The sequence below is a fragment of the Streptomyces sp. NPDC012888 genome, from assembly GCF_042900645.1.
Taxonomy (GTDB): domain Bacteria; phylum Actinomycetota; class Actinomycetes; order Streptomycetales; family Streptomycetaceae; genus Streptomyces.
Map to the genome: position 1 here is coordinate 72373 of NZ_JBIBBM010000016.1, position 20921 is coordinate 93293.

A 20921-nucleotide genomic window follows, 5' to 3' on the forward strand; every position below is an offset into this window, starting at 1 on the left:
TGCCCGGTGCCGGGCGGGTCACAGGCCGACGATGCCGTTCCACCGCTTGGCGAACTCGCGGCGGTGGGCCGCCGGGACGTCCATGGCGACGGCGAGGCGACGGCGCATGTCCTCGTCCGGGAAGACAAGCGGGTTCTCCGCGAGGCCGCGCGTCTCCTCGTCCTCGGAGGCGGCCAGCACCTCGCGCGCGGCGGGCACCGGGCAGACGTAGTTGACCGAGGCGGCGAGTTCGGCGGCGACCTCCGGGTCGTAGTAGTGGTCGATCAGGGCCTCCGCGTTGGCCTTGTGGCGGGCCAGGTTGGGGATCAGCAGGCTCTCCGCCCAGAGTTCCGCCCCCTCCTCGGGGATCACGAACTCGATGCCGGGGTCGTCGGCCCGGAGCTGGATGGCGTCACCCGAGTAGGCCTGGCAGGCCAGTACGTCGCCCTTGGCGAGGTCGGAGGTGTAGTCGTTGCCGGTGAAGCGGCGGACGTGCCCCTTGGCGACCAGCGCCTCGACCCGGTCGCACATCCGGTGGAAGTCGGACGCGGTCCACCGGGTGACGTCGACCCCGTCGCCCTGCATCAGCAGCGCGAAGGACTCGTCCAGGCCGGAGAACAGGGTCACCTTGCCGGCCAGGTCGGGCTTCCACAGGTCCGATACCGAGCGGATCTCGCGGCCCAGCGCCCTGCGGTTGTAGGCGATGCCGGTGATCCCGGACTGCCAGGGCACGCTGTGCCTGCGGCCCTCGTCGAACGCGGGCGAGCGCAGTTGCGGGTCGAGGTGGGCGGTCACGTTCGGCTGTGCGGAGCGGTCCATCTCCTGGGCCCAGCCCAGGCGGACGAACCGGGCGGCCATCCAGTCGCTGACCACCACCAGGTCGTGGCCGGTCTCCTGACGGTTCATCAGGGCAGGGCTGACCTTGCCGAAGAACTCGTCGTTGTCGTTGATCTCCTCGGTGTAGCGGACGGAGATCCCGGTGCGTTCGGCGAAGGCGTCGAGGGTGGGCCGCCTGGTCTCGTCCTCCTCGTCGCTGTCGATGTACATCGGCCAGTTGGCGAAGTCCACGCTCCGGTCCCGCGCGGAGCGGTCCGGGCCGCCGCGCCGGCCCTCGGGCACGTACGCGGCGGGGACCCCGCAGCCGGTGAGGGTGGCGGCCAGGCCGGCCGCGCCGAGGCCGCGCAGCACCGAGCGGCGGGAGAGGGGGAGTTGGGGCATGGCCAAAGCTTCCGGGAACGCCGAGGGGCGGGCAATAGACACAGTGTCTACTGCCCGCCCCGCGCGGAACGATCAGCCGTCGAGCGAGGTCATCACGTGCTTGATGCGGGTGTAGTCCTCGAAGCCGTAGGCGGAGAGGTCCTTGCCGTAGCCGGACTTCTTGTAGCCGCCGTGCGGCATCTCGGCGACCAGCGGGATGTGGGTGTTGATCCACACGCAGCCGAAGTCGAGGTTCTTGGACATGCGCATCGCCCGGGCGTGGTCCTTGGTCCACACCGAGGAGGCGAGGGCGTACTCGACGTCGTTCGCGTAGCTCAGGGCCTGGGCCTCGTCCGTGAAGGACTGGACGGTGATGACCGGGCCGAAGACCTCGTTCTGCACGATCTCGTCGTCCTGCTTCAGGCCGGAGACGACGGTGGGGGCGTAGAAGTAGCCCTTGTCGCCGACCTGGTGGCCGCCCGCCTCGACCTTGGCGTGGGCGGGCAGGCGCTCGATGAAGCCCGCGACCTGCTTGAGCTGGTTCGGGTTGTTCAGCGGGCCGTAGAGCACGTCCTCGTCGTCCGGCTGACCCGTCTTGGTGTCGGTGGCGGCCTTGGCGAGGGCGGTCACGAACTCGTCGTGGATGGACTCGTGGACGAGCACGCGGGTGGCGGCGGTGCAGTCCTGGCCGGCGTTGAAGTAGCCGGCGACGGCGATGTCCTCGACGGCCTTGGCGATGTCGGCGTCCTCGAAGACGACGACCGGGGCCTTGCCACCGAGCTCCAGGTGCACGCGCTTGACGTCCTTGGAGGCGCTCTCGGCGACCTGCATGCCGGCCCGGACCGAGCCGGTGATGGAGGCCATCGCCGGGACGCGGTGCTCCACCATCGCCTTGCCGGTCTCGCGGTCACCGCAGATGACGTTGAAGACGCCCTTGGGCAGCAGGTCGCCGAAGATCTCGGCCATCAGCACGGTGGAGGCGGGGGTGGTGTCCGAGGGCTTGAGCACCACGGTGTTGCCCGCGGCGATGGCCGGGGCGAACTTCCACACGGCCATCATCATCGGGTAGTTCCACGGCGCGACCTGGGCGCAGACGCCGACCGGCTCACGGCGGACGATCGAGGTCATGCCGTCCATGTACTCGCCGGCCGAGCGGCCTTCGAGCAGGCGGGCCGCACCCGCGAAGAAGCGGATCTGGTCGACCATGGGCGGCAGTTCCTCGCTGGCCGTGAGGCCCAGCGGCTTGCCGGTGTTCTCCGACTCGGCGGCGACGAGCTCCTCGGCACGGGCCTCGATCGCGTCCGCGATCTTCAGCAGGGCCTTCTGGCGCTCGGCGGGCGTGGTGTCGCGCCAGCCCGGGAAGGCAGCCGCGGCGGCGGCCATCGCGGCGTCGACGTCGGCCTGGCCCGACAGCGGGGCGGTGGCGTACACCTCGCCGGTGGCGGGGTTGACCACCTCGGTGGTCCGCCCGTCGGCGGCGTCCTTGAACTCCCCGCCGATGTAGTTGCGCAGACGACGCAGTTCGGTGGTCACAACACCCACACTCCTGATCAATGTCCAATGGTTGAGACAGCCCCCCTAGCCTAGTGCCTCGGGCGACGCTTTCGACAGAGCCACGCATGAGTAACTGCGAAATCAGTGAGATCAGAGACGCTCGACAACGGATTTCATCGGTTTCGGGTTGCGGAACAGACGACTCCTCGTGCACAGTGAGGCCGTGGTCAGTCGAAGCGCAGACTCCAGGAACAGACAACCGTCCCCTTCGGTCGATGCTGTGTCCCTCGCGATCATCGAGCAACTGCAGGAGGACGGACGCCGTCCCTATGCGGCGATCGGCAAGGCCGTGGGCCTTTCCGAGGCGGCTGTGCGCCAGCGCGTACAGAAGCTGCTCGACCAGGGGGTCATGCAGATCGTCGCCGTCACGGACCCGCTCACCGTGGGCCTCAGGCGGCAGGCGATGGTCGGCATCAACGTCGAGGGCGACCTCGACCCGGTGGCCGACGCACTGACCTCCATGGCCGAGTGCGAGTACGTGGTGATGACCGCGGGCTCGTTCGACCTGATGGTGGAGATCGTCTGCGAGGACGACGACCACCTGCTGGAAACGATCAACAAGAAGATCCGCACACTCCCCGGCGTGCGAACTACCGAAAGCTTCGTTTACCTGAAGCTGAAGAAGCAGACCTACATGTGGGGAACCCGATAACCGTGACCCAGGACCTGTCCAAGACCGCGTACGACCACTTGTGGATGCACTTCACCCGCATGTCCTCGTACGAGAACTCCCCCGTCCCGACCATCGTGCGGGGCGAGGGCACCTACATCTACGACGACAAGGGCAAGCGCTACCTGGACGGTCTCGCCGGGCTGTTCGTGGTGAACGCGGGCCACGGCCGCAAGGAGCTGGCCGAGGTCGCCTACAAGCAGGCCCAGGAGCTCTCCTTCTTCCCCGTGTGGTCCTACGCCCACCCGAAGGCAGTGGAGCTCGCCGAGCGCCTGGCGCACTACGCCCCCGGCGACCTGAACAAGGTCTTCTTCACGACGGGCGGCGGCGAGGCCGTCGAGACCGCGTGGAAGCTCGCCAAGCAGTACTTCAAGCTCAAGGGCAAGCCGACCAAGTACAAGGTCATCTCCCGCGCGGTCGCCTACCACGGCACCCCCCAGGGCGCCCTGTCCATCACCGGCCTGCCGGCCCTGAAGGCCCCCTTCGAGCCGCTGGTCCCGGGCGCCCACAAGGTCCCGAACACCAACATCTACCGCGCCCCGATCTTCGGCGACGACCCCGAGGCCTTCGGCCGCTGGGCCGCCGACCAGATCGAGCAGCAGATCCTGTTCGAGGGCCCGGACACCGTCGCCGCGGTCTTCCTGGAGCCGGTGCAGAACGCCGGCGGCTGCTTCCCGCCGCCGCCCGGGTACTTCCAGCGGGTCCGCGAGATCTGCGACCAGTACGACGTGCTGCTCGTCTCCGACGAGGTCATCTGCGCCTTCGGCCGCCTCGGCACGATGTTCGCCTGCGACAAGTTCGGCTACGTGCCGGACATGATCACCTGCGCCAAGGGCATGACCTCGGGCTACTCCCCGATCGGCGCGTGCATCGTCTCCGACCGCATCGCCGAGCCGTTCTACAAGGGCGACAACACCTTCCTGCACGGCTACACCTTCGGCGGCCACCCGGTGTCCTCCGCGGTCGCGCTGGCCAACCTCGACATCTTCGACAAGGAAGGCCTCAACCAGCACGTGCTGGACAACGAGGGCGCCTTCTTCTCGACGCTGCGGAAGCTGCACGACCTGCCGATCGTCGGCGACGTCCGCGGCAACGGCTTCTTCTACGGCATCGAGCTCGTCAAGGACAAGAACACCAAGGAGTCCTTCACGGACGAGGAGACCGAGCGCGTGCTCTACGGCTTCCTCTCCAAGGCCCTGTTCGACGCCGGCCTCTACTGCCGCGCCGACGACCGCGGTGACCCGGTCATCCAGCTGGCCCCGCCGCTGATCTCCACCCAGGAGCAGTTCGACGAGATCGAGCAGATCCTGCGGTCGGTGCTCACCGAGGCGTGGACCAAGCTCTAGTCACGTCGCCGCCGTCCCGGCGCCACCCACGGCCCGGATCCCCCGTTCGAGTGAGAACGCGGGGGTCCGGGCCGTGTGCCGTACGCGGCCGGGACGCCGCACGCCCCACATCTGTCCGCCCGGCCAGTGACCGATGCGCCTCCGCTTCGTTCCCCCGGACGGAGGTGTACGAGATGGTGGCTCCACCGGACAACGACGTGCTCTGGGCACGGGCCCTGCACTACTCGCACCGGGGGTCCCCCCGGACGCAGTCGCAGGGAGGCTCGCCCGCGCTCGTCGGGGTCTCCGCCGGGGTCCGCGAGGGGGAGGTGCTCGCCGTCACCGGCCCGCGCGGCAGCGGGAAGACCACCCTGCTGCGGTGCCTGTCCGGGCAGCTCCTGCCCGACCGGGGCGAGGTGTGGTTCAACAGCGTCCCCGTGCACACCATGGGCCCCGCGGCCCGGGAACGGCTGCGCCGCGACCGGTTCGGCTGGATCGGCCCGGAGCCGCGGCTCCTCCCCGAGCTGAACGTATGGGAGAACGCCGCCCTGCCCCTGCTCCTCGCCGGAGTCCCCCACCGCACCGCCCGGACGGCGGCCTGCGCCTGGCTGGACCGGCTGGACATCGGCGGTTTCGCCCGCAGGCACCCCGGTGCCCTGAACCGGGCCGAGTGCCAGCGGGTCGCCCTGGCCCGCGCCCTGGTCAACGAGCCCTCGGTGGTCTTCGCCGACGAACCCACCGCCCCGCTGCACCGCGCCGAAGGCGCCCTGCTGCTGCGCACCCTGACCACCGCCGCCCGCTCGCACGCCATCACCGTCCTGCTGGCCACCCATGACGGCGGGACCGCCGCCGTCGCCGACCGTCGGCTCGACCTGCTCGACGGCCGCCCCGCCGGCGCGGCCCTCGCCGTGCACGACGCCGTCCGTGACGCCGTTCGTGACGCCGCCCAGGACGCCGCCCCCGACACGCCGGAGGGCAGCGCCGAGTGCTCGCTCTCCGCCTAGTCCGCGGCTCCCGGCCCCTGGTCCAGGTGCGCCGGCTGCTGGTCGCGCTGGCCTGCGCCGGCACCGGGTTCCTGCTCCTCGCGGTGCTCGCGGACGCCACCGCCCGGCCCGCCGGATCGTTCCCCCGGCTGCTGTGGGCCCTGGTTCCGCTGGTCCTCACCGTGCGGCTGGCCGTCGCCGTGGCCCGGACCGACCCGGCGACCCGGCCCGCCGACACGCTTTCCGCCGACGCGCTTTCCGCCGACGCGCCGTCCGCCGACTCGCTGTCCGCCGCCGGGCTGGGGCCCGTACGGCTGGGTCTGGTCGCGGCCGTCTCCACCGCCGTCACCTGCGCCCTCGGCAGCGCCCTCGCCCTCGCCGCCTTCCTGCACCTGCGCGGCGACCTGACCGGCCTCCCGTTCGACGGCGCCGCGGCCGGACCGCTGCACGCCGGCCGGCCGCTGCCGTCGGCGGCCGCCCTCACCCTGCTGGCCCTGGTGCCGCTCGCCGGTTCCGCGGGCGCCGCCCTCACCACGCGGACCCGGTCACCGCGGGTCCCGTGGGCCGGGCTGCCCTGGGGCGTGGCCCTCGCCGCGTGCGGGCCGGCCGCCGGGGCGTACGCCGGCCCGCGCACGGCCGGCCTGCTCGCCGCGTGGTCGCTGACCGCGCTGGGGCTGGCCCTCGCCGGGCCCGGCCTGCTGCACGCGTGCGGGGCGCTGGTCCAGGCCGTACGCCCCGGCGCCCTGCGGCTGCTGGCCGGACGGCCCCTGCAGGAGGAAGCCGGGCGGCTCGGCGGCGCGGTCGGGGTGGCGTGTGCGGTCGCCGCGGCCGGGTTCGCCGCTCCGGCCCTGCGCGCGGACGGCGGACTCCCCGCGCCCCTGGGAGCGCTGACCGGGCCGGCCGCCGCTCTGGTGCTGGGCTGCGCCGCCGCGATCCTGGTGGCCGCGGCGGTCGAGACCCGGCAGTCACGGGCCGCGAGCCGGGCGACGCTGCTGGAGCTGGGCACCCCGGTCCGGATGCTGCGGACGGCGGCGGCCCTGCGGGTGGCCGCGGTGCTCCTGGTGTGCGTTCCGGTCAGCTGGGGGACGGCCCAGGTGGCCGCGGCCGCCCTCGCCCGCTGACCCGTACGGCTGTACGGCCGTACGGCCGCAGCGGCCCTTAGGGTGGGCGGGGTGGCCCACGCAGACATCGAGATCGAGACCCTCGCCGAGTTCGACCAGGTCGTCGCCCGCGGCTCCCTCAGCGGATACCGCATCCAGTCGGTCGACCTGCTCGACCGGACCTTCGCCCTGCTGAGCGCGGACACCACGGACGCCGTGTTCCTGGGCTGCCCGATGGAACCGGACGCCGCCGCCAAGGTCCGGGCCGACGGGGCGCTCGTCTTCCCGCCCGTGCCGGACCTCCCCTTCAACCCCTACCGGGGACTGCTCTACACCCCCGACGAGCTGTACGCCTCGCTCCCCTCGGGATACGCGGCGACGCCCGACGCCCGGACGTACGAGTGGTTCCGGGAGACCGGGTCCGACGGCGACGTCCTCTCGTCGATGCTGCGCTCGGTCCACGACGACGCGGTCTCGGACGCCCTCGACGAACACCTGCGCGGCACCCGGGTGGTCGGGGTGATGGGCGGCCACGCCATGGGCCGGGGCACCGCCGAGTACCGCGGCGCCGCCGAGCTCGGTCGGGCCCTGACCCGTACCGGGCTGACCGTGGCCACCGGCGGCGGCCCGGGCGCCATGGAGGCGGCGAACCTCGGCGCCTACCTGGCGCCGGCGCCGGACGGGGCGCTGGACGAGGCGGTGGACATGCTCGCGAAGGCGCCCTCCTTCGTCCCGTCCGTCTCCGACTGGGCGCGGGCCGCGTTCGCCGTGCGCGAGCGGTGGCCGTCCGGCGGGGACTCGGTGGGCATCCCGACCTGGTTCTACGGGCACGAGCCGCCGAACCCGTTCGCCGGCCACATCGCCAAGTACTTCGCGAACGCCACCCGGGAGGACGGGCTGCTGGCCCGGTGCGACGCGGGCGTGGTCTTCCTGCCGGGCGCCGCCGGAACCGTCCAGGAGGTCTTCGACGCCACCACCCCGAACTACTACCGGTCCCGGGGCGAGCCGGTCCCGATGGTCCTGGTCGGCCGGGAGCAGTGGACCGAACGGCTGCCCGCCTGGCCGCTGCTGCGGTCGCTGGCGGTGGGCCGCCCGATGGAGCGGCGGATCGCGCTGGTGGACTCGGTCGCGGAGGTGCCGGCCGTCCTCGCCGCGATGCACTGAGCGCGGCAGGCAACGCGGAGGGCCGTTCACACGTCTGGCAGAGGTACGCGAAACCTGTCAGACGTGAACGGAGCGCTCCGTGCTCATAGGCCTGCTCACCGCCGTCGCGGCGTCCATCTGCTACGGGACGGGGTCCGTGCTGCAAGCGGTGGGCTCCCGCCGGGCCGCCCGCGCCACCCCCGCCGCCGCCGGGGTGACCGCACACGGCGGCCCCAACCTGGCCTCCACCGCGAAGGCGGCGATGACCTGGGAGTTCGTCCTGGGCACGGTCCTCGACTTCGTCGGCTTCGGGCTCGGCGCGCTGGCGGCGCGCATGCTGCCGCTGTTCCTCTCGCAGACGGTGATCAGCGCGAACCTGGTGATCACTGCGGTGCTGAGCGTGCGGATGCTGGGCATCCGGCTCACCCGGAAGGAGTGGGCGTCCATCGCCGTCGTCTGCACGGCGCTGGTGCTGCTGGCCACGGCCGCCGGGCACGAGGGCGGCGGGAACACCCCCGTCTCCACCCACTGGTGGCTGCTGGCCGTGACCGCGCTGATCATCGTGGGCGGCACCGTGGCGGTGCGGCTGCTCGGCGCGCGGGCCGCGATCCTCGCCGGTCTGCTGTCCGGCCTGGGCTTCGGGGCGCTGGGCGTCGGTGTGCGGATCCTCGACGGGGTCGACCCGTTCGACCCGGTCCGGCTGCTGTCCGATCCGGCGCTGTACGCGATCGTGCTGGCCGGGGCGGGCGGCATGTACCTGCACACGGTGGCCCTGCAGATCGGTTCGGTGAACGGGGCGACGGCCGCGCTGGTGGTCGGCGAGACCGTGCTGCCGGGCGCGATCGGCGTGCTCTGGCTGGGCGACGCGTCCCGCGCGGGCCTGGCCTGGCTGGCAGTGCTGGGCTTCGTCCTCGCGGTGGCCGGCGCGGTGGCGGTGGCCTGGTTCGGGAAGCACGGGGCGGCGGAACCGGAGCGGGAGCGGGAGCCGGTGGCCGTCTGATCGCCGTCGGCACCGCTCCGGCTCCGGTGCGCGGGCGGGTCAGTGCGGCGGGAGGACCACCACGTCGGCCGGGGCGAAGGCCACCGACACGTCGGCGCCCACCTCGGGCGCCTCGGCCAGCTCGCACTCCGCTTCCAGGGCCGGGCCGGAGCGCGGCCGCAGGGTGAGCGCCACGTGGGTGCCGCGGAAGGTGCGGGACTCCACCACGCAGTCGAGTCCGGTCCGGCCGAGCAGGACTCCGGCGGGGCGGACCAGCAGCCGGTGCCGCCCCGCGGGGGTGCCGGCGGGCACCGGGATCCGGCCCCACGGGGTGTCGGCCGAGCCGTCGGTGACGGTGGCCGCGACGACGTTCTCGAACCCCAGGAAGCGGGCCACGAACTCGGAGGCCGGCCGGTGCCACACCTCCAGCGGGCTGCCCGCCTGGGCGATCCGGCCGTCCCGCATCACCACCACCCGGTCGGCCAGCGCGAAGGCCTCGCCCTGGTCGTGGGTGACGGCCAGTACGGTCGTGCCCAGCCGGTGGAACAGCGCCCGCAGCTCGACCACCAGGCGCTCGCGGAGCCCCCGGTCGAGCTGGCCGAGCGGCTCGTCCAGCATCAGCAGGCGGGGCGAGGGGGCCAGGGCCCGGGCCAGCGCCACCCGCTGCTGTTCGCCGCCGGACAGCGAGGACACCGCCCGCCGCTCGGCGCCGGGCAGGCCGACGAGCTCCAGCAGTTCCGCGACCCGGGCCTCGTACGACTCGCGCCGGGCGCCCTGCATGCGCAGGCCGAAGGCGACGTTGCCGCCGACGTCGCGGTGCGGGAAGAGCTGGTGGTCCTGGAACATCAGCCCCACGCCGCGCTTGTGGACCGGGACCCCGGTCTGGTCGGCGCCCGCCAGCCGGACACGGCCGGCGGAGACCGGCTGGAGCCCGGCGACGGCCCGGAGCAGCGTGGACTTGCCGCTTCCGCTGGGGCCGAGCACGCACACGATCTCGTGGTCGGCGACGTCGAGGTCCACGTCGTCCAGCACGGTCCGGGTGCCGAAGCACACCGACAGTCCTTCGAGTTCCAGCATTCCCGGCATCAGAATTCTCCGGCGGTCTTGTCGGGGCGCAGGCGTTCCAGCAGCAGCAGGGACACCGCACACACCAGCATGAGGATGGTGCTCAGGGCCATGGCCTGGCCGTAGTTGAGTTCGCCGGCGCGGCCGAGCAGCCGGGCGACGGCCACCGGCAGGGTGGGCTCGTCGGGCCGGGCGATGAACACCGTCGCCCCGAACTCGCCCAGGGACACGGCGAAGGCGAATCCGGCGGCGACCAGCAGGGCCCGGCGCACCAGCGGCAGGTCCACCTCCCGCCAGGCCCGCCACGGCGAGGCGCCCAGTACGGCGGCGGCCTCCCGGAGCCGCCCGTCCACGGCGCGCAGCACCGGCAGCATGGTCCGTACGACGAAGGGCACGCCGACCAGCGCCTGGGCCAGCGGCACCAGGATCCACGAGTCCCGCAGGTCCAGCGGCGGCTCGTCCAGGGTGATCAGGAAGCCGAAGCCGACGGTGACGGCGGACACGCCCAGCGGGAGCATCAGCAGCGCGTCGAAGCCGCGGGTGAAGCGGCCGCCCCGCCGGGTGAGGGCCGCGGCCGCGAGGCCCCCGACGGCCAGGGCGATGGCGGTGGCGGCCAGCGCGAACTCCAGGGAGTTGCCGATGGCCTCCAGCGGCGGGACCAGGAAGGTTCCGGTGGCGCCGGCGTCCTGCAGGGCCCGGTAGAAGCCGAGGCCGTAGCCGCCGGGAGCGTCGAGGGAACGTTCCACCAGGACTCCCAGCGGCAGCACGACCAGCAGCAGGACCGACAGCAGGACCCCGCCGAGCAGCGCCCACTGGCCCGCACCGCGCGGCCGCCGGGCGGTCCCGGCCGGGTCGACCAGCCGCAGCGCGGTCTCGCGGCGGCGCACCGTCCACGCGTGCACGCCCAGGATCGCGCCGATCGCCGCGAACTGGACGAGGGTCAGCACCGCGGCCGTCGGAAGGTCCAGCAGCTGCGCGGTCTGCCGGTAGACCTCCACCTCCAGGGTGGCGTACGAGGGTCCGCCGAGGATCTGCACGACGCCGAAGGAGCTGAACGTGAACAGGAACACCATCAGCGCGGCCGCGGCGACCGCCGGCGCCAGCGCGGGCAGGGTCACCTGCCGCCAGGCCCCGAACCGGCCGGCGCCGAGCACCCGGGCGGCCTCCTCCTGGCGGGGGTCGAGCTGCGCCCAGAGCCCGCCGACGGTGCGCACCACCACCGCGTAGTTGAAGAACACGTGGGCCAGCAGGATGGCCCACACCGTGGTGTCGAGCCGGACGCCCCACAGCTCGTCGGTGAGGCCGCCCCGCCCGACCAGCGCCAGGAAGGCGGTGCCGACGACCACGGCCGGCAGGACGAACGGCACGGTGACCACGGCCCGCAGCAGCTGCTTGCCCGGGAACTCGAACCGGGCGAAGACGTAGGCACCGGGCAGCGCCAGGAGCAGGGTGAGCGCGGTGGAGGCGAGGGCCTGCCAGGTGGTGAACCACAGCACCCCGGCGATGTCCGGGCGGGCGAGCACCTCGCCGATGCGGCCGAACTGCCACCCGGAACCGGTCTTCAGCCCGCGCCCCACGATCGAGGCGACGGGCCAGGCGAAGAAGACCGCGAAGAACGCGAGCGGCACGGCCATCAGGGCCGGCCGGACGGCCGTGCCGCCGCGTCCCTTCCGAACGCTCCCGCGTGCTACTTCACGACGAGCGAGGACCATGCCCGGACCCACTGCTCACGGTTCTTGGCGATCGTGTCCGGAGCGACGGTCTCCGGCTTCTCGATCACCACGCCGTGCTTGGTGAAGATCTCGGGCAGCTTCGCGTCCTTGACGACGGGGTTGACGAACATGTTCAGCGGCATGTCCTCCTGGAACCCGCGGCCGATCATGAAGTCGATCAGGGCCTTGCCGCCCGCCTCGTTCCCGGCGCCCTTGAGCAGACCCGCGAACTCGATCTGGCGGAAGCAGGTGCCGGTGGACACGCCCGTCGGGGCCTCGGCCGGCTGCGGGTCTCCGTACAGCACCTCGACCGGCGGGCTGGAGGCGTAGGAGACCACCAGCGGGCGGTCGCCGCCGGCCTTCTTGCCGCCGGCGGAGCCGGAGAACCGCTCGTTGTAGGCCTGCTCCCAGCCGTCGACGACCTCGACGCCGTTGGCCTCGAGCTTGCTCCAGTAGTCCTTCCAGCCGTCCTCGCCGTACTTGCCCACGGTCGCGAGCAGGAATCCGAGGCCGGGCGAGGAGGTCGCGGCGTTCTCGGTGACCAGCAGGTTCTTGTACTCGGGCTTGACCAGGTCGTCCAGGGTCTGCGGCGGGGCCAGCTTCTTGTCCGCGAAGTACTTCTTGTCGTAGTTGACGCAGACGTCGCCGCTGTCGACCGGGGTGACCCGGTGCTCCTTGTCCAGGTGGTACTGGCTCTCGACGCCCGCCAGGCCCTTGGCCTCGTAGGGCGTGAAGATGCCGTTGTCGAGGGCACGGGAGAGCAGCGTGTTGTCCACGCCGAAGAAGACGTCGCCGCGGGGCTTGCCCTTGGTGAGGATCTCCTGGTTCAGGGCCGCGCCCGCGTCCCCGCTCTTGACCACCTTGACCGTGTAGCCGGTCTGCTTCTCGAACTCCTTCAGGATCGCCTCGGAGGCGTTGAAGGAGTCGTGGGAGACGAGGGTGACGGTCTTGGAGCCGGTACCGCCGGTGGCGGCGCCGTCCTTGTCCCCGGCGTCGCCGCCGCAGGCGGTGAGCGCCGTCATGCCGAGCGCCGCGGCGAGCGCGGTCCCCGCCATCTTCTGGGTGGTGTTCACGGAAATTCCTCCTGGGGGTGACCAGGAGAAGACGCGGCCCCGCCCGGGCGCTCACGAGGAGCGGGAGGCCCGGGCGGGGCGCAACAGCTTGAGGTGGTGACCGAACTTCCTACCCAGAATGACCTGGGCGAGGTTCAGAGGGTCTGCGGCCTGACGGTGCCGCACTCTCAGCGCTGTGGCGCTCCCCTGTCGGAATATGCAGATGTACGGGGCCCACCCTACCGTTCGCTCGCCGCCAGCTGGCCGCAGGCTCCGTCGATCTCCTGGCCACGGGTGTCACGGACGGTGACGGGGACGCCGTGGTTGGCGATGGCCTGGACGAAGGCCCGCTCGTCCTCGGGGCGGGAGGCGGTCCACTTGGAGCCGGGCGTCGGGTTCAGCGGGATCAGGTTGACGTGCACCCGCTTGCCCTTGAGCAGGCGGCCCAGCAGGTCACCGCGCCAGGCCTGGTCGTTGATGTCGCGGATCAGGGCGTACTCGATGGACACGCGGCGGCCCGACTTCTCGGCGTACTCCCAGGCCGCGTCGAGCACCTCGCGGACCTTCCAGCGGGTGTTCACCGGGACCAGGGTGTCGCGGAGTTCGTCGTCGGGGGCGTGCAGGGACACCGCGAGGCGGCACTTGAAGCCCTCGTCCGCGAAGCGGTGGATGGCCGGGACCAGGCCGACGGTGGAGACGGTGATGCCGCGCTGGGACAGGCCGAGCCCGTCGGGCTCCGGGTCGGTGAGGCGGCGGATGGCGCCGACCACCCGGTTGTAGTTGGCGAGCGGCTCGCCCATGCCCATGAAGACGATGTTGGAGAGGCGGGCCGGGCCGCCCGGGACCTCGCCGTCGCGCAGGGCGCGCATGCCGTCGACGATCTGGTGGACGATCTCGGCGGTGGACAGGTTGCGGTCCAGACCGGCCTGGCCGGTGGCGCAGAACGGGCAGTTCATGCCGCAGCCCGCCTGCGAGGAGATGCACATGGTGACCCGGTCGGGGTAGCGCATGAGCACGGACTCCACGAGGGTCCCGTCGTGCAGCTTCCACAGGGTCTTGCGGGTGGTGTCGTCGTCGCAGGAGATGTGGCGCACGACGGACATCAGCTCGGGGAGCAGCGCCTCGCGCAGCTTCTCGCGCGAGGCCGCCGGGATGTCGGTCCACTCGGCGGGGTCGTGCGCGTACCGCGCGAAGTAGTGCTGGGAGAGCTGCTTGGCCCGGAAGGGCTTCTCGCCGACGGCGGCGACCGCCTCGCGGCGCTCGGCCGGCGAGAGGTCGGCGAGGTGCCGCGGCGGCTTCTTGGCTCCGCGAGGGGCGACGAAGGTGAGCTCTCCCGGAGCGGGGCGGGCCATGGCAGGTACTCCTCTAAGACGAAAGGCGCGCTGCACCGGCAGCGCGCCTTTCCAGAGTACCGGGTGGGGGTCCGTACGGGCCCGGCTCAGCCCGTGCCGACGAACAGCGCCAGCAGCAGCCAGACCACCGGAGCGGTCGGCAGCAGCGAGTCCAGGCGGTCCATGATGCCCCCGTGACCGGGGAGCAGCGTGCCCATGTCCTTGATCCCCAGGTCCCGCTTGATCATGGATTCGCCCAGGTCGCCGAGGGTGGCGCTGACGGCCACCGCCAGGCCCAGCAGCAGGCCCTGCCACCAGGAGCCGTCGTCGACCAGGAACTCCATGCACAGCGCGCCGGCCACCATCGCGAAGGCCACCGCCCCCAGCAGGCCCTCGCGGGTCTTGCCCGGGCTGATCCGCGGGGCCAGCTTGTTCTTGCCGAAGCGCCAGCCCACCGCGTACGCGCCGGTGTCGCTGACCACGGTGAGCACCAGGAAGGTGATCACCCGCTGCGGGCCGTCGTCCGCCGCGAGCAGCATCGCGACGAAGGTGGCCAGGAAGGGCACGTAGAAAGCGGCGAACACACCGGCCGTGACGTCCCTGAGGTAGTCCTCGGGCGGTTCCGTCATCCGCCACACCAGGACCGCGAGCGCGGTCAGGGCCATGGCGACCCAGGCGCCCTCGGCGCCCCGGAGGTAACCGGCGATGACCATGGCGGCGCCGCCGACCGCGAGCGGGACCAGGGGCGCCTTGATCGACTTGCGCTCCTGGAGCCGGGAGGTCAGCTCCCACAGGCCGACGACCACGGCGACGACGATGACGCCGACGAAGACGGCCTTGACGATCAGCAGCGAGGCGAAGATGACCGCGCCGAGGCCGACACCGACCCCTATGGCGGCGCGCAGGTCACGCCCGGCGCGCTTCTTGGGCGGCGGAGCGTCGTCCTGCGGGGCCTGCGGGGGTGGCGTGGGCATGGGCTCCTGCGGCGGCATCTCTACGCGGACCGGGGGGCCGTCCGGAAGGACGGCCCCCCGATCATATGCGGCACCTGCCGGAACCGGCTCCGCCTCCCAGGGAGAGTCGTTCATCAGACCTCGAGGAGCTCGGCTTCCTTGTGCTTGAGCAGCTCGTCCACCTGGGCGACGTACTTCGCGGTGGTGTCGTCGAGCTCCTTCTCGGCGCGGCGCACCTCGTCCTCGCCGGCCTCCTTGTCCTTGACCAGCTTGTCCAGGAGGTCCTTGGCCTTGCGGCGGACGGAGCGGATCGAGACGCGCGAGTCCTCGGCCTTGCTCTTGGCGACCTTGATGTAGTCGCGGCGGCGCTCCTCGGTCAGCTCGGGGAACACCACACGGATGATGTTGCCGTCGTTGCTGGGGTTGACGCCCAGGTCGGAGTCACGGATGGCCTGCTCGATGTTGCGCAGGGCGCTCTTGTCGAACGGGGTGACGACGGCCATGCGCGGCTCGGGCACCGAGAACGAGGCGAGCTGGTTGATGGGCGTGAGGGCGCCGTAGTAGTCCGCCACGATCTTGTTGAACATCGCCGGGTGCGCACGGCCGGTGCGGATCGCGGCGAAGTCCTCCTTGGCGACCACGACGGCCTTCTCCATCTTCTCCTCGGCCTCGAGGAGGATTTCTTCGATCACCACGTGCTCCTGCATGTCAGATATGGATGGTTCGGGCGGGGCGGGCCGGGCCGGGGCCGGTCGGCGATGCGTTCAGGCCCGGGTGCCCTGGTCGCTCACCAGCGTGCCGATCTTCTCACCCTTGACCGCGCGGGCGATATTGCCCTCGGCCAGCAGCTCGAAGACGAGGATCGGCAGCTTGTTGTCGCGGCACAGCGTGATGGCGGTGGCGTCGGCGACCTTGAGGTCGCGGGAGAGCACCTCGCCGTATTCCAGCGCGTCGAACTTCACGGCGTCCGGGTTGGTCTTGGGGTCGGAGTCGTAGACCCCGTCCACGCCGTTCTTGCCCATGAGGAGGGCTTCGGCGTCGATCTCCAGCGCACGCTGCGCGGCGGTGGTGTCGGTGGAGAAGTAGGGCATGCCCATACCGGCGCCGAAGATCACGACGCGGCCCTTCTCCAGGTGCCGTACGGCCCGCAGCGGGATGTACGGCTCCGCGACCTGGCCCATGGTGATGGCGGTCTGGACGCGGGAGTCGATGCCCTCCTTCTCCAGGAAGTCCTGGAGGGCGAGGCAGTTCATGACGGTGCCGAGCATGCCCATGTAGTCCGACCGGGCCCGGTCCATGCCGCGCTGCTGCAGCTCGGCGCCGCGGAAGAAGTTGCCGCCGCCGATGACGACGGCGATCTCCGCCCCGTCACGGACCACCGCGGCGATCTCGCGCGCGATGGCGTGGACGACGTCGGGGTCGACGCCCAGTCCCCCGCCGCCGGAGAAGGCCTCGCCCGACAGCTTCAGCATGAAGCGGCGGCCCTTCTTGTCGTGGTCGCTCTTGTCGTCGGAGGCGGTGTGGGGGTCCACGACCTGATTCATGGGGTTCTCCTCGTGCACATACGAAGAAGGCCATTGCCGGTGGGTCCTTGCGGCTCCCTCAACGGCAATGGCCTCCTCGTCAGATCTGCGGTCGTCCGGCGCGAGCGCGGACGACTGCTTCAGACCCTACCGGGGTCCGGTGTCCGTCGCGTACGAACGGACTCAGATGCCGACCTTGATGCGGGTGAAGCGCTTCAGGGTGACGCCGGCCTCGTCCAGGATCTGCTGGACGGACTTCTTGTTGTCCAGCGCGTACGGCTGGCCCAGCAGGGTGGCGTCCTTGAAGAAGCCGTTGAGGCGACCCTCGACGATCTTCGGGAGCGCGGCCTCGGGCTTGCCCTCGGCGCGGGTGGTCTCCTCGGCGACGCGGCGCTCGGACTCCACGACCTCGGCCGGGACGTCTTCCTTGGAGAGGTACTTCGGGGCGAAGGCGGCGATGTGCTGCGCGACACCCTTGGCGAGCTCGGCGTCGGCCTTGTCCAGCTCGACCAGGACACCGATCTGCGGGGGCAGGTCGGGCATGGTGCGGTGCATGTAGGAGAAGACGAAACCGTCGGCGAACTGCGCGAAGCGGTCCAGGACGATCTTCTCGCCGAGGTTGGCGTTGGCCTCGTCCACGAACGCCTGGACGGTCTTGCCGGCCTCGATCTCGGAGGCGAGCAGCGCCTCGATGTCCGCCGGGGAGGTGGCGGCCACGTGCTTGGCGATGTCGGCGGCGACGGACTGGAACTTCTCGCCCTTGGCGACGAAGTCGGTCTCGCACTTCAGCTCGACGAGGACACCGGAGGTGTTGTCGTCGGCGAGGAGGGACACGACGGCACCGTTCTCGGCGGAACGGCCCTCGCGCTTGGCGACGCCCTTCTGGCCCTTGATGCGCAGCGCCTCGACGGCCTTGTCGACGTTGCCGTCGGCCTCGTCCAGGGCCTTCTTGCAGTCCATCATGCCGGCGCCGGTGAGCTCGCGGAGCTTCTTGACGTCAGCGGCGGTGTAGTTCGCCATGAGTCTGTGATTCTCTCTCGAAGTCGTGGATCTACGGGTGAACGGCGGGGGCCGGTGCCAGGTGCGCACCGTCCCCCGTCGTCATCGTCCGTGCTGTGGGTGCCCCGCGGGTGAACGCGGGGCGCCCCCAGTGGGTCAGGCCTGCTCGGCGTCCGCGGCCGGAGCCTCGGCGGCCGGCGCCTCGGCGGCGGGGGCCTCGTCGGCCGGAGCCTCGGCAGCGGGGGCCTCGGCGGCGGCGGGGGCCTCGTCGGCCTTCTTGTCGCCCTCGAGGAGGTCGCGCTCCCACTCGGCGAGCGGCTCGCCGGCGGCCTTGTCGCCCGGCTTCGAGTCACCGGTCGCGACGCCGGAGCGGGCGATGAGGCCCTCGGCGACGGCGTCGGCGATCACACGGGTGAGCAGGGTGACGGAGCGGATCGCGTCGTCGTTGCCCGGGATCTTGTAGTCGACCTCGTCGGGGTCGCAGTTGGTGTCGAGGATCGCGACGACCGGGATGTGGAGCTTGCGCGCCTCACCGACGGCGATGTGCTCCTTCTTGGTGTCGACGATCCAGACGGCGCTCGGCACCTTCTGCATCTCGCGGATGCCGCCGAGGGTCTTCTCCAGCTTGGCCTTCTCGCGGGAGAGGACCAGGAGCTCCTTCTTGGTGAGGCCGGAGGCGGCCACGTCCTCGAAGTCGATCGCCTCAAGCTCCTTCAGACGCTGGAGGCGCTTGTAGACGGTGGAGAAGTTGGTGAGCATGCCACCCAGCCAGCGCTGGTTGACGTACGGCATGCCGACGCGGGTCGCCTGCTCGGCGATGGCCTCCTGGGCCTGCTTCTTGGTGCCCACGAACATGATGGAGCCGCCGTGCGCGACGGTCTCCTTGACGAACTCGTAGGCGCGGTCGATGTACGACAGCGACTGGAGCAGGTCGATGATGTAGATGCCGTTGCGCTCGGTGAAGATGAAGCGCTTCATCTTCGGGTTCCAGCGACGGGTCTGGTGACCGAAGTGGACGCCGCTCTCCAGCAGCTCCCGCATCGTGACGACGGCCATGGCCGTATCTCCTTGGATTCTCGGTTTGGTTCCTGACGCCCCGCCGCGTCCTGCCCCCGTTCGCAGGGGACCGAGAGACGCTTTCACCTGGTCACTGGTGACCGGTGCTGGGGCGTGCGAAGTCGACCCGGTGACCCGGATCGCCACCAGAAGTGTACGGGACCGGGGAGCGTGCCGGGTGACGCCCGCCCCGGGGGACCTCCGTCCGGGGGTGGGCGCCGTCCACAACCGCCCCGTCGTCCACAGGGCCGGGCGGCGCGCGGCCGGGTCCGGGCACGCTGCCGGACATGACCACGCTGCTGATCTCCCTGCTGCTGGCCGCGACAGCCGCGCTGTCCCGGCCCCTCCCGGCACCCCTGGAGGTGCTCCGCTGGTGGGACCCGCCGCCGACTCCGTACGCGGCCGGGCACCGCGGGGTCGACCTGGCCGCCCCGGTCGGGGCGGAGCTGCGGGCCGTGGGCCCCGGCCGGGTCCATTACGCCGGACGGGTGGCGGGCCGCGGTGTGCTGTCGCTCACCCTCCCGGGCGGCCTGCGCACGACGTACGAGCCGGTGCGGCCGCTGGTGGCGGAGGGCGAGCCGGTGCGGGCCGGGCAGCCGGTGGCCGTGCTGGAGGCGGGGTCCCACTGCGCTGTGTCCTGCCTGCACTGGGGCCTGCTGTCCGGGGAGACCTACCTCAACCCGCTGACCCTCGCGCCCCGGCCGGTCCCCCGGCTGCTGCCGCTCCCGGCCGGCTCAGCCGCTCACGCCCCGCAGGGCCATGGCCACGGCGGCCTCGGTGACCTCGGCCGGGTCCTCGGCGGCACCCAGTTCGATCCGGCGGACGGCGGCGTCCACCACGCCCTGGAGCAGCATCGCGGCCAGCCGGGGCCGGTGGTGGCCGAGGGCGCCCAGCGCCTCGACGACCATGGCGACCAGCCCGCCGTGGGCGGCGCGGATCTTCTCCCGGGCCCCGGCGTCCAGCTCGCTCGCGGAGATCGCCACGACGGCGCGGTGCCTGCGGTCCCCGACCAGCGCCAGCTGCTGCCGGACATAGGCCTCGATCTTCGCCTCGGGGCTGTCCGCGGCCTCCATCGCGGCCTCGATCTCGGCCGCCCACACGGGGAAGTCCACCGCGCACAGCTCCTCGACCACGGCGGCGCGGGAGCGGAAGTACTCGTAGACGGAGGACCGGGCGAGCCCGGTCCGCTCGGCGAGGGCGGGGAAGGTCAGCGCCTCCGTCCCACCCTCCGACAGCAGGGAACGCGCGGCGTCCAGCAGGGCGCCGCGCTGCATCGTCCGGTGCTCGGCCACGGAGGCCGCTCGAATCCTGGGCACCTCTCCACTTTACGGAGGTACCGCAAGGTCACCGGCCGACATCCGCCAGCTTCGCCCGCAGTTGCAGCACGGACTTGGTGTGGATCTGGCTGACCCGGCTCTCCGTGACGCCCAGCACGTGGCCGATCTCGGCCAGCGTGAGCCCCTCGTAGTAGTAGAGGGTCACCACCGTCTTCTCGCGCTCCGGGAGGGTGTTGATGGCCCGGGCGAGCAGCCGGCGCAGTTCGCGGTCCTCGGCGACCTCCACCGGGTTGTCCGCGGCGGTGTCCTCCAGGGTCTCCATCAGCGAGAGGGTGTCGCCCGCCTCGCCGCCGACGTGCAGCAGCTCGTCCAGGGCGACCACGTTGGCCAGCGACAACTGACTGAAGACGGCGTGGAGTTCTTCCACGGCGATGCCCATCTCCGAGGCCACCTCGGTCTCGGTGGGAGTGCGCCTCAGCTGCGCCTCCAGCGTGGCGTAGGCGCGTTCCACGGCCCGGGCCTTCTGCCGGACGGAGCGGGGGATCCAGTCCAGGGCACGCAGTTCGTCGATCATCGCGCCGCGGATCCGGGTGATGGCGTAGGTCTCGAACTTGATGGAGCGGTCGATGTCGAACTTCTCGATGGCGTCGATCAGCCCGAAGACCCCGGAGGAGACGAAATCGGCCTGTTCCACGTTGGGCGGGAGGCCGACGCTGACCCGGCCCGCCACGTACTTCACGAGCGGCGAGTAGTGCAGGATCAGCTGCTCCCGGAGCCGCTCGTCCCCCGACTCCTTGTACGAGCGCCACAGCGCGTCCAGGGGCGAGGGCGCGGTGGCCCGCACGCTGCTGCGGGCAGCGGGGGGTGCCGCGGCGCGGTCAGACCCTGAGATGTGCTGGGGCATGCGTCGCCTTCGTCGGGGACGGATTCCTTGCGAGCGTAGCGTGACTGGATAGTCGCGGTGCGCGAAGAGTACGGGATGGTATGACGGCGCAAGGGGGCCGTTCGCCGCGCGGGCGGTCC

General features: G+C 71.8%; 19 protein-coding genes, 1 pseudogene and 1 riboswitch. Of the genes and pseudogenes, 7 read left to right on the forward strand and 13 right to left on the reverse strand.

Translation table 11 applies throughout. From position 1 onward, the window contains the following. Window positions 1-18 precede the first annotated feature (18 nt). Window positions 19-1197, reverse strand: a complete 1179-nt coding sequence (locus ACFY61_RS25475) for a PotD/PotF family extracellular solute-binding protein (RefSeq protein WP_389475436.1) — start codon at window positions 1195-1197, stop codon at window positions 19-21. A 72-nt stretch (window positions 1198-1269) separates the two neighbouring features. Next, complete coding sequence (locus ACFY61_RS25480; RefSeq protein WP_389475438.1) at window positions 1270-2709, reverse strand: gamma-aminobutyraldehyde dehydrogenase; 1440 nt, start codon at window positions 2707-2709, stop codon at window positions 1270-1272. A gap of 169 nt (window positions 2710-2878) precedes the next feature. Here ACFY61_RS25480 and ACFY61_RS25485 point away from each other — a divergent pair, with 169 nt between their 5' ends. The 6 genes from ACFY61_RS25485 (at window position 2879) to ACFY61_RS25510 (ending at window position 8951) form a co-directional block, all read left to right on the forward strand. Beyond that, entirely contained in the window at window positions 2879-3382 is a 504-nt protein-coding gene (locus ACFY61_RS25485) for an Lrp/AsnC family transcriptional regulator (RefSeq protein WP_389475440.1), read from the forward strand. Next, window positions 3367-4746 carry an aspartate aminotransferase family protein gene (locus ACFY61_RS25490; protein ID WP_389475442.1) on the forward strand — a complete coding sequence of 460 codons (1380 nt, stop codon included), beginning with the start codon at window positions 3367-3369 and terminating at the stop codon, window positions 4744-4746. Before ACFY61_RS25485 ends, ACFY61_RS25490 begins: the two co-directional genes overlap by 16 nt. A 173-nt stretch (window positions 4747-4919) precedes the next feature. Next, the gene (locus ACFY61_RS25495) at window positions 4920-5729 is read left to right on the forward strand and encodes an ABC transporter ATP-binding protein (protein WP_389475444.1); all 810 of its coding nucleotides are present in this window, start codon (window positions 4920-4922) and stop codon (window positions 5727-5729) included. Next, on the forward strand, window positions 5711-6829 hold the full coding sequence (locus tag ACFY61_RS25500; protein WP_389475446.1) for a hypothetical protein: 1119 nt from the start codon (window positions 5711-5713) through the stop codon (window positions 6827-6829). The genes ACFY61_RS25495 and ACFY61_RS25500 overlap by 19 nt, the downstream gene beginning before the upstream one ends. 51 nt (window positions 6830-6880) lie before the next feature. Further along, window positions 6881-7972: an LOG family protein gene (locus ACFY61_RS25505; protein WP_389475448.1), complete on the forward strand. Its 1092-nt coding sequence runs from the start codon at window positions 6881-6883 to the stop codon at window positions 7970-7972. Between the two features lie 79 nt (window positions 7973-8051). Further along, window positions 8052-8951, forward strand: a complete 900-nt coding sequence (locus tag ACFY61_RS25510; protein WP_389475450.1) for a hypothetical protein — start codon at window positions 8052-8054, stop codon at window positions 8949-8951. Window positions 8952-8990: 39 nt separating this feature from the next. Here ACFY61_RS25510 and ACFY61_RS25515 read toward each other — a convergent pair whose 3' ends face one another. The 9 genes from ACFY61_RS25515 to rpsB form a co-directional block, all read right to left on the reverse strand. After that, window positions 8991-10007 (reverse strand): ABC transporter ATP-binding protein, encoded by a 1017-nt coding sequence (locus ACFY61_RS25515; protein ID WP_389475647.1) that lies wholly within the window; start codon window positions 10005-10007, stop codon window positions 8991-8993. 8 nt (window positions 10008-10015) lie between these two features. Next, window positions 10016-11629, reverse strand: a complete 1614-nt coding sequence (locus ACFY61_RS25520; RefSeq protein WP_389475452.1) for an ABC transporter permease — start codon at window positions 11627-11629, stop codon at window positions 10016-10018. A 53-nt stretch (window positions 11630-11682) separates the two neighbouring features. Next, complete coding sequence (locus tag ACFY61_RS25525; protein ID WP_389475454.1) at window positions 11683-12780, reverse strand: thiamine ABC transporter substrate binding subunit; 1098 nt, start codon at window positions 12778-12780, stop codon at window positions 11683-11685. 88 nt (window positions 12781-12868) lie between these two features. Beyond that, window positions 12869-12978: riboswitch (TPP riboswitch) on the reverse strand. A 20-nt stretch (window positions 12979-12998) separates the two neighbouring features. After that, a complete protein-coding gene (rlmN, locus tag ACFY61_RS25530; protein ID WP_389475456.1) occupies window positions 12999-14111 on the reverse strand; it encodes a 23S rRNA (adenine(2503)-C(2))-methyltransferase RlmN in 1113 nt (370 codons plus the stop codon). Window positions 14112-14197: 86 nt separating this feature from the next. Continuing rightward, on the reverse strand, window positions 14198-15178 hold the full coding sequence (locus tag ACFY61_RS25535; protein WP_389475458.1) for a phosphatidate cytidylyltransferase: 981 nt from the start codon (window positions 15176-15178) through the stop codon (window positions 14198-14200). Continuing rightward, window positions 15178-15735, reverse strand: coding sequence for a ribosome recycling factor (gene frr / locus ACFY61_RS25540; RefSeq protein WP_389475460.1), 558 nt, complete (start codon window positions 15733-15735; stop codon window positions 15178-15180). Before frr ends, ACFY61_RS25535 begins: the two co-directional genes overlap by 1 nt. Window positions 15736-15807: 72 nt before the next feature. After that, window positions 15808-16587, reverse strand: coding sequence for a UMP kinase (gene pyrH / locus ACFY61_RS25545; protein WP_389475462.1), 780 nt, complete (start codon window positions 16585-16587; stop codon window positions 15808-15810). A gap of 162 nt (window positions 16588-16749) precedes the next feature. After that, complete coding sequence (tsf, locus tag ACFY61_RS25550) at window positions 16750-17586, reverse strand: translation elongation factor Ts (RefSeq protein WP_389475464.1); 837 nt, start codon at window positions 17584-17586, stop codon at window positions 16750-16752. A 135-nt stretch (window positions 17587-17721) separates the two neighbouring features. Further along, window positions 17722-18621 carry a 30S ribosomal protein S2 gene (gene rpsB, locus ACFY61_RS25555; protein WP_389475466.1) on the reverse strand — a complete coding sequence of 300 codons (900 nt, stop codon included), beginning with the start codon at window positions 18619-18621 and terminating at the stop codon, window positions 17722-17724. Window positions 18622-18908: 287 nt separating this feature from the next. Here rpsB and ACFY61_RS25560 point away from each other — a divergent pair. Then, a pseudogene (locus tag ACFY61_RS25560) lies at window positions 18909-19244 on the forward strand (peptidoglycan DD-metalloendopeptidase family protein); the annotation flags it as partial. A 111-nt stretch (window positions 19245-19355) separates the two neighbouring features. Here the strand turns inward: ACFY61_RS25560 and ACFY61_RS25565 are convergent. Together ACFY61_RS25565 and whiG are read right to left on the reverse strand one after the other, a co-directional pair. Next, on the reverse strand, window positions 19356-19913 hold the full coding sequence (locus ACFY61_RS25565) for a TetR/AcrR family transcriptional regulator (RefSeq protein ID WP_389475649.1): 558 nt from the start codon (window positions 19911-19913) through the stop codon (window positions 19356-19358). A 52-nt stretch (window positions 19914-19965) separates the two neighbouring features. After that, window positions 19966-20802 carry an RNA polymerase sigma factor WhiG gene (gene whiG / locus ACFY61_RS25570; RefSeq protein ID WP_389475468.1) on the reverse strand — a complete coding sequence of 279 codons (837 nt, stop codon included), beginning with the start codon at window positions 20800-20802 and terminating at the stop codon, window positions 19966-19968. Window positions 20803-20921: the final 119 nt, after the last annotated feature.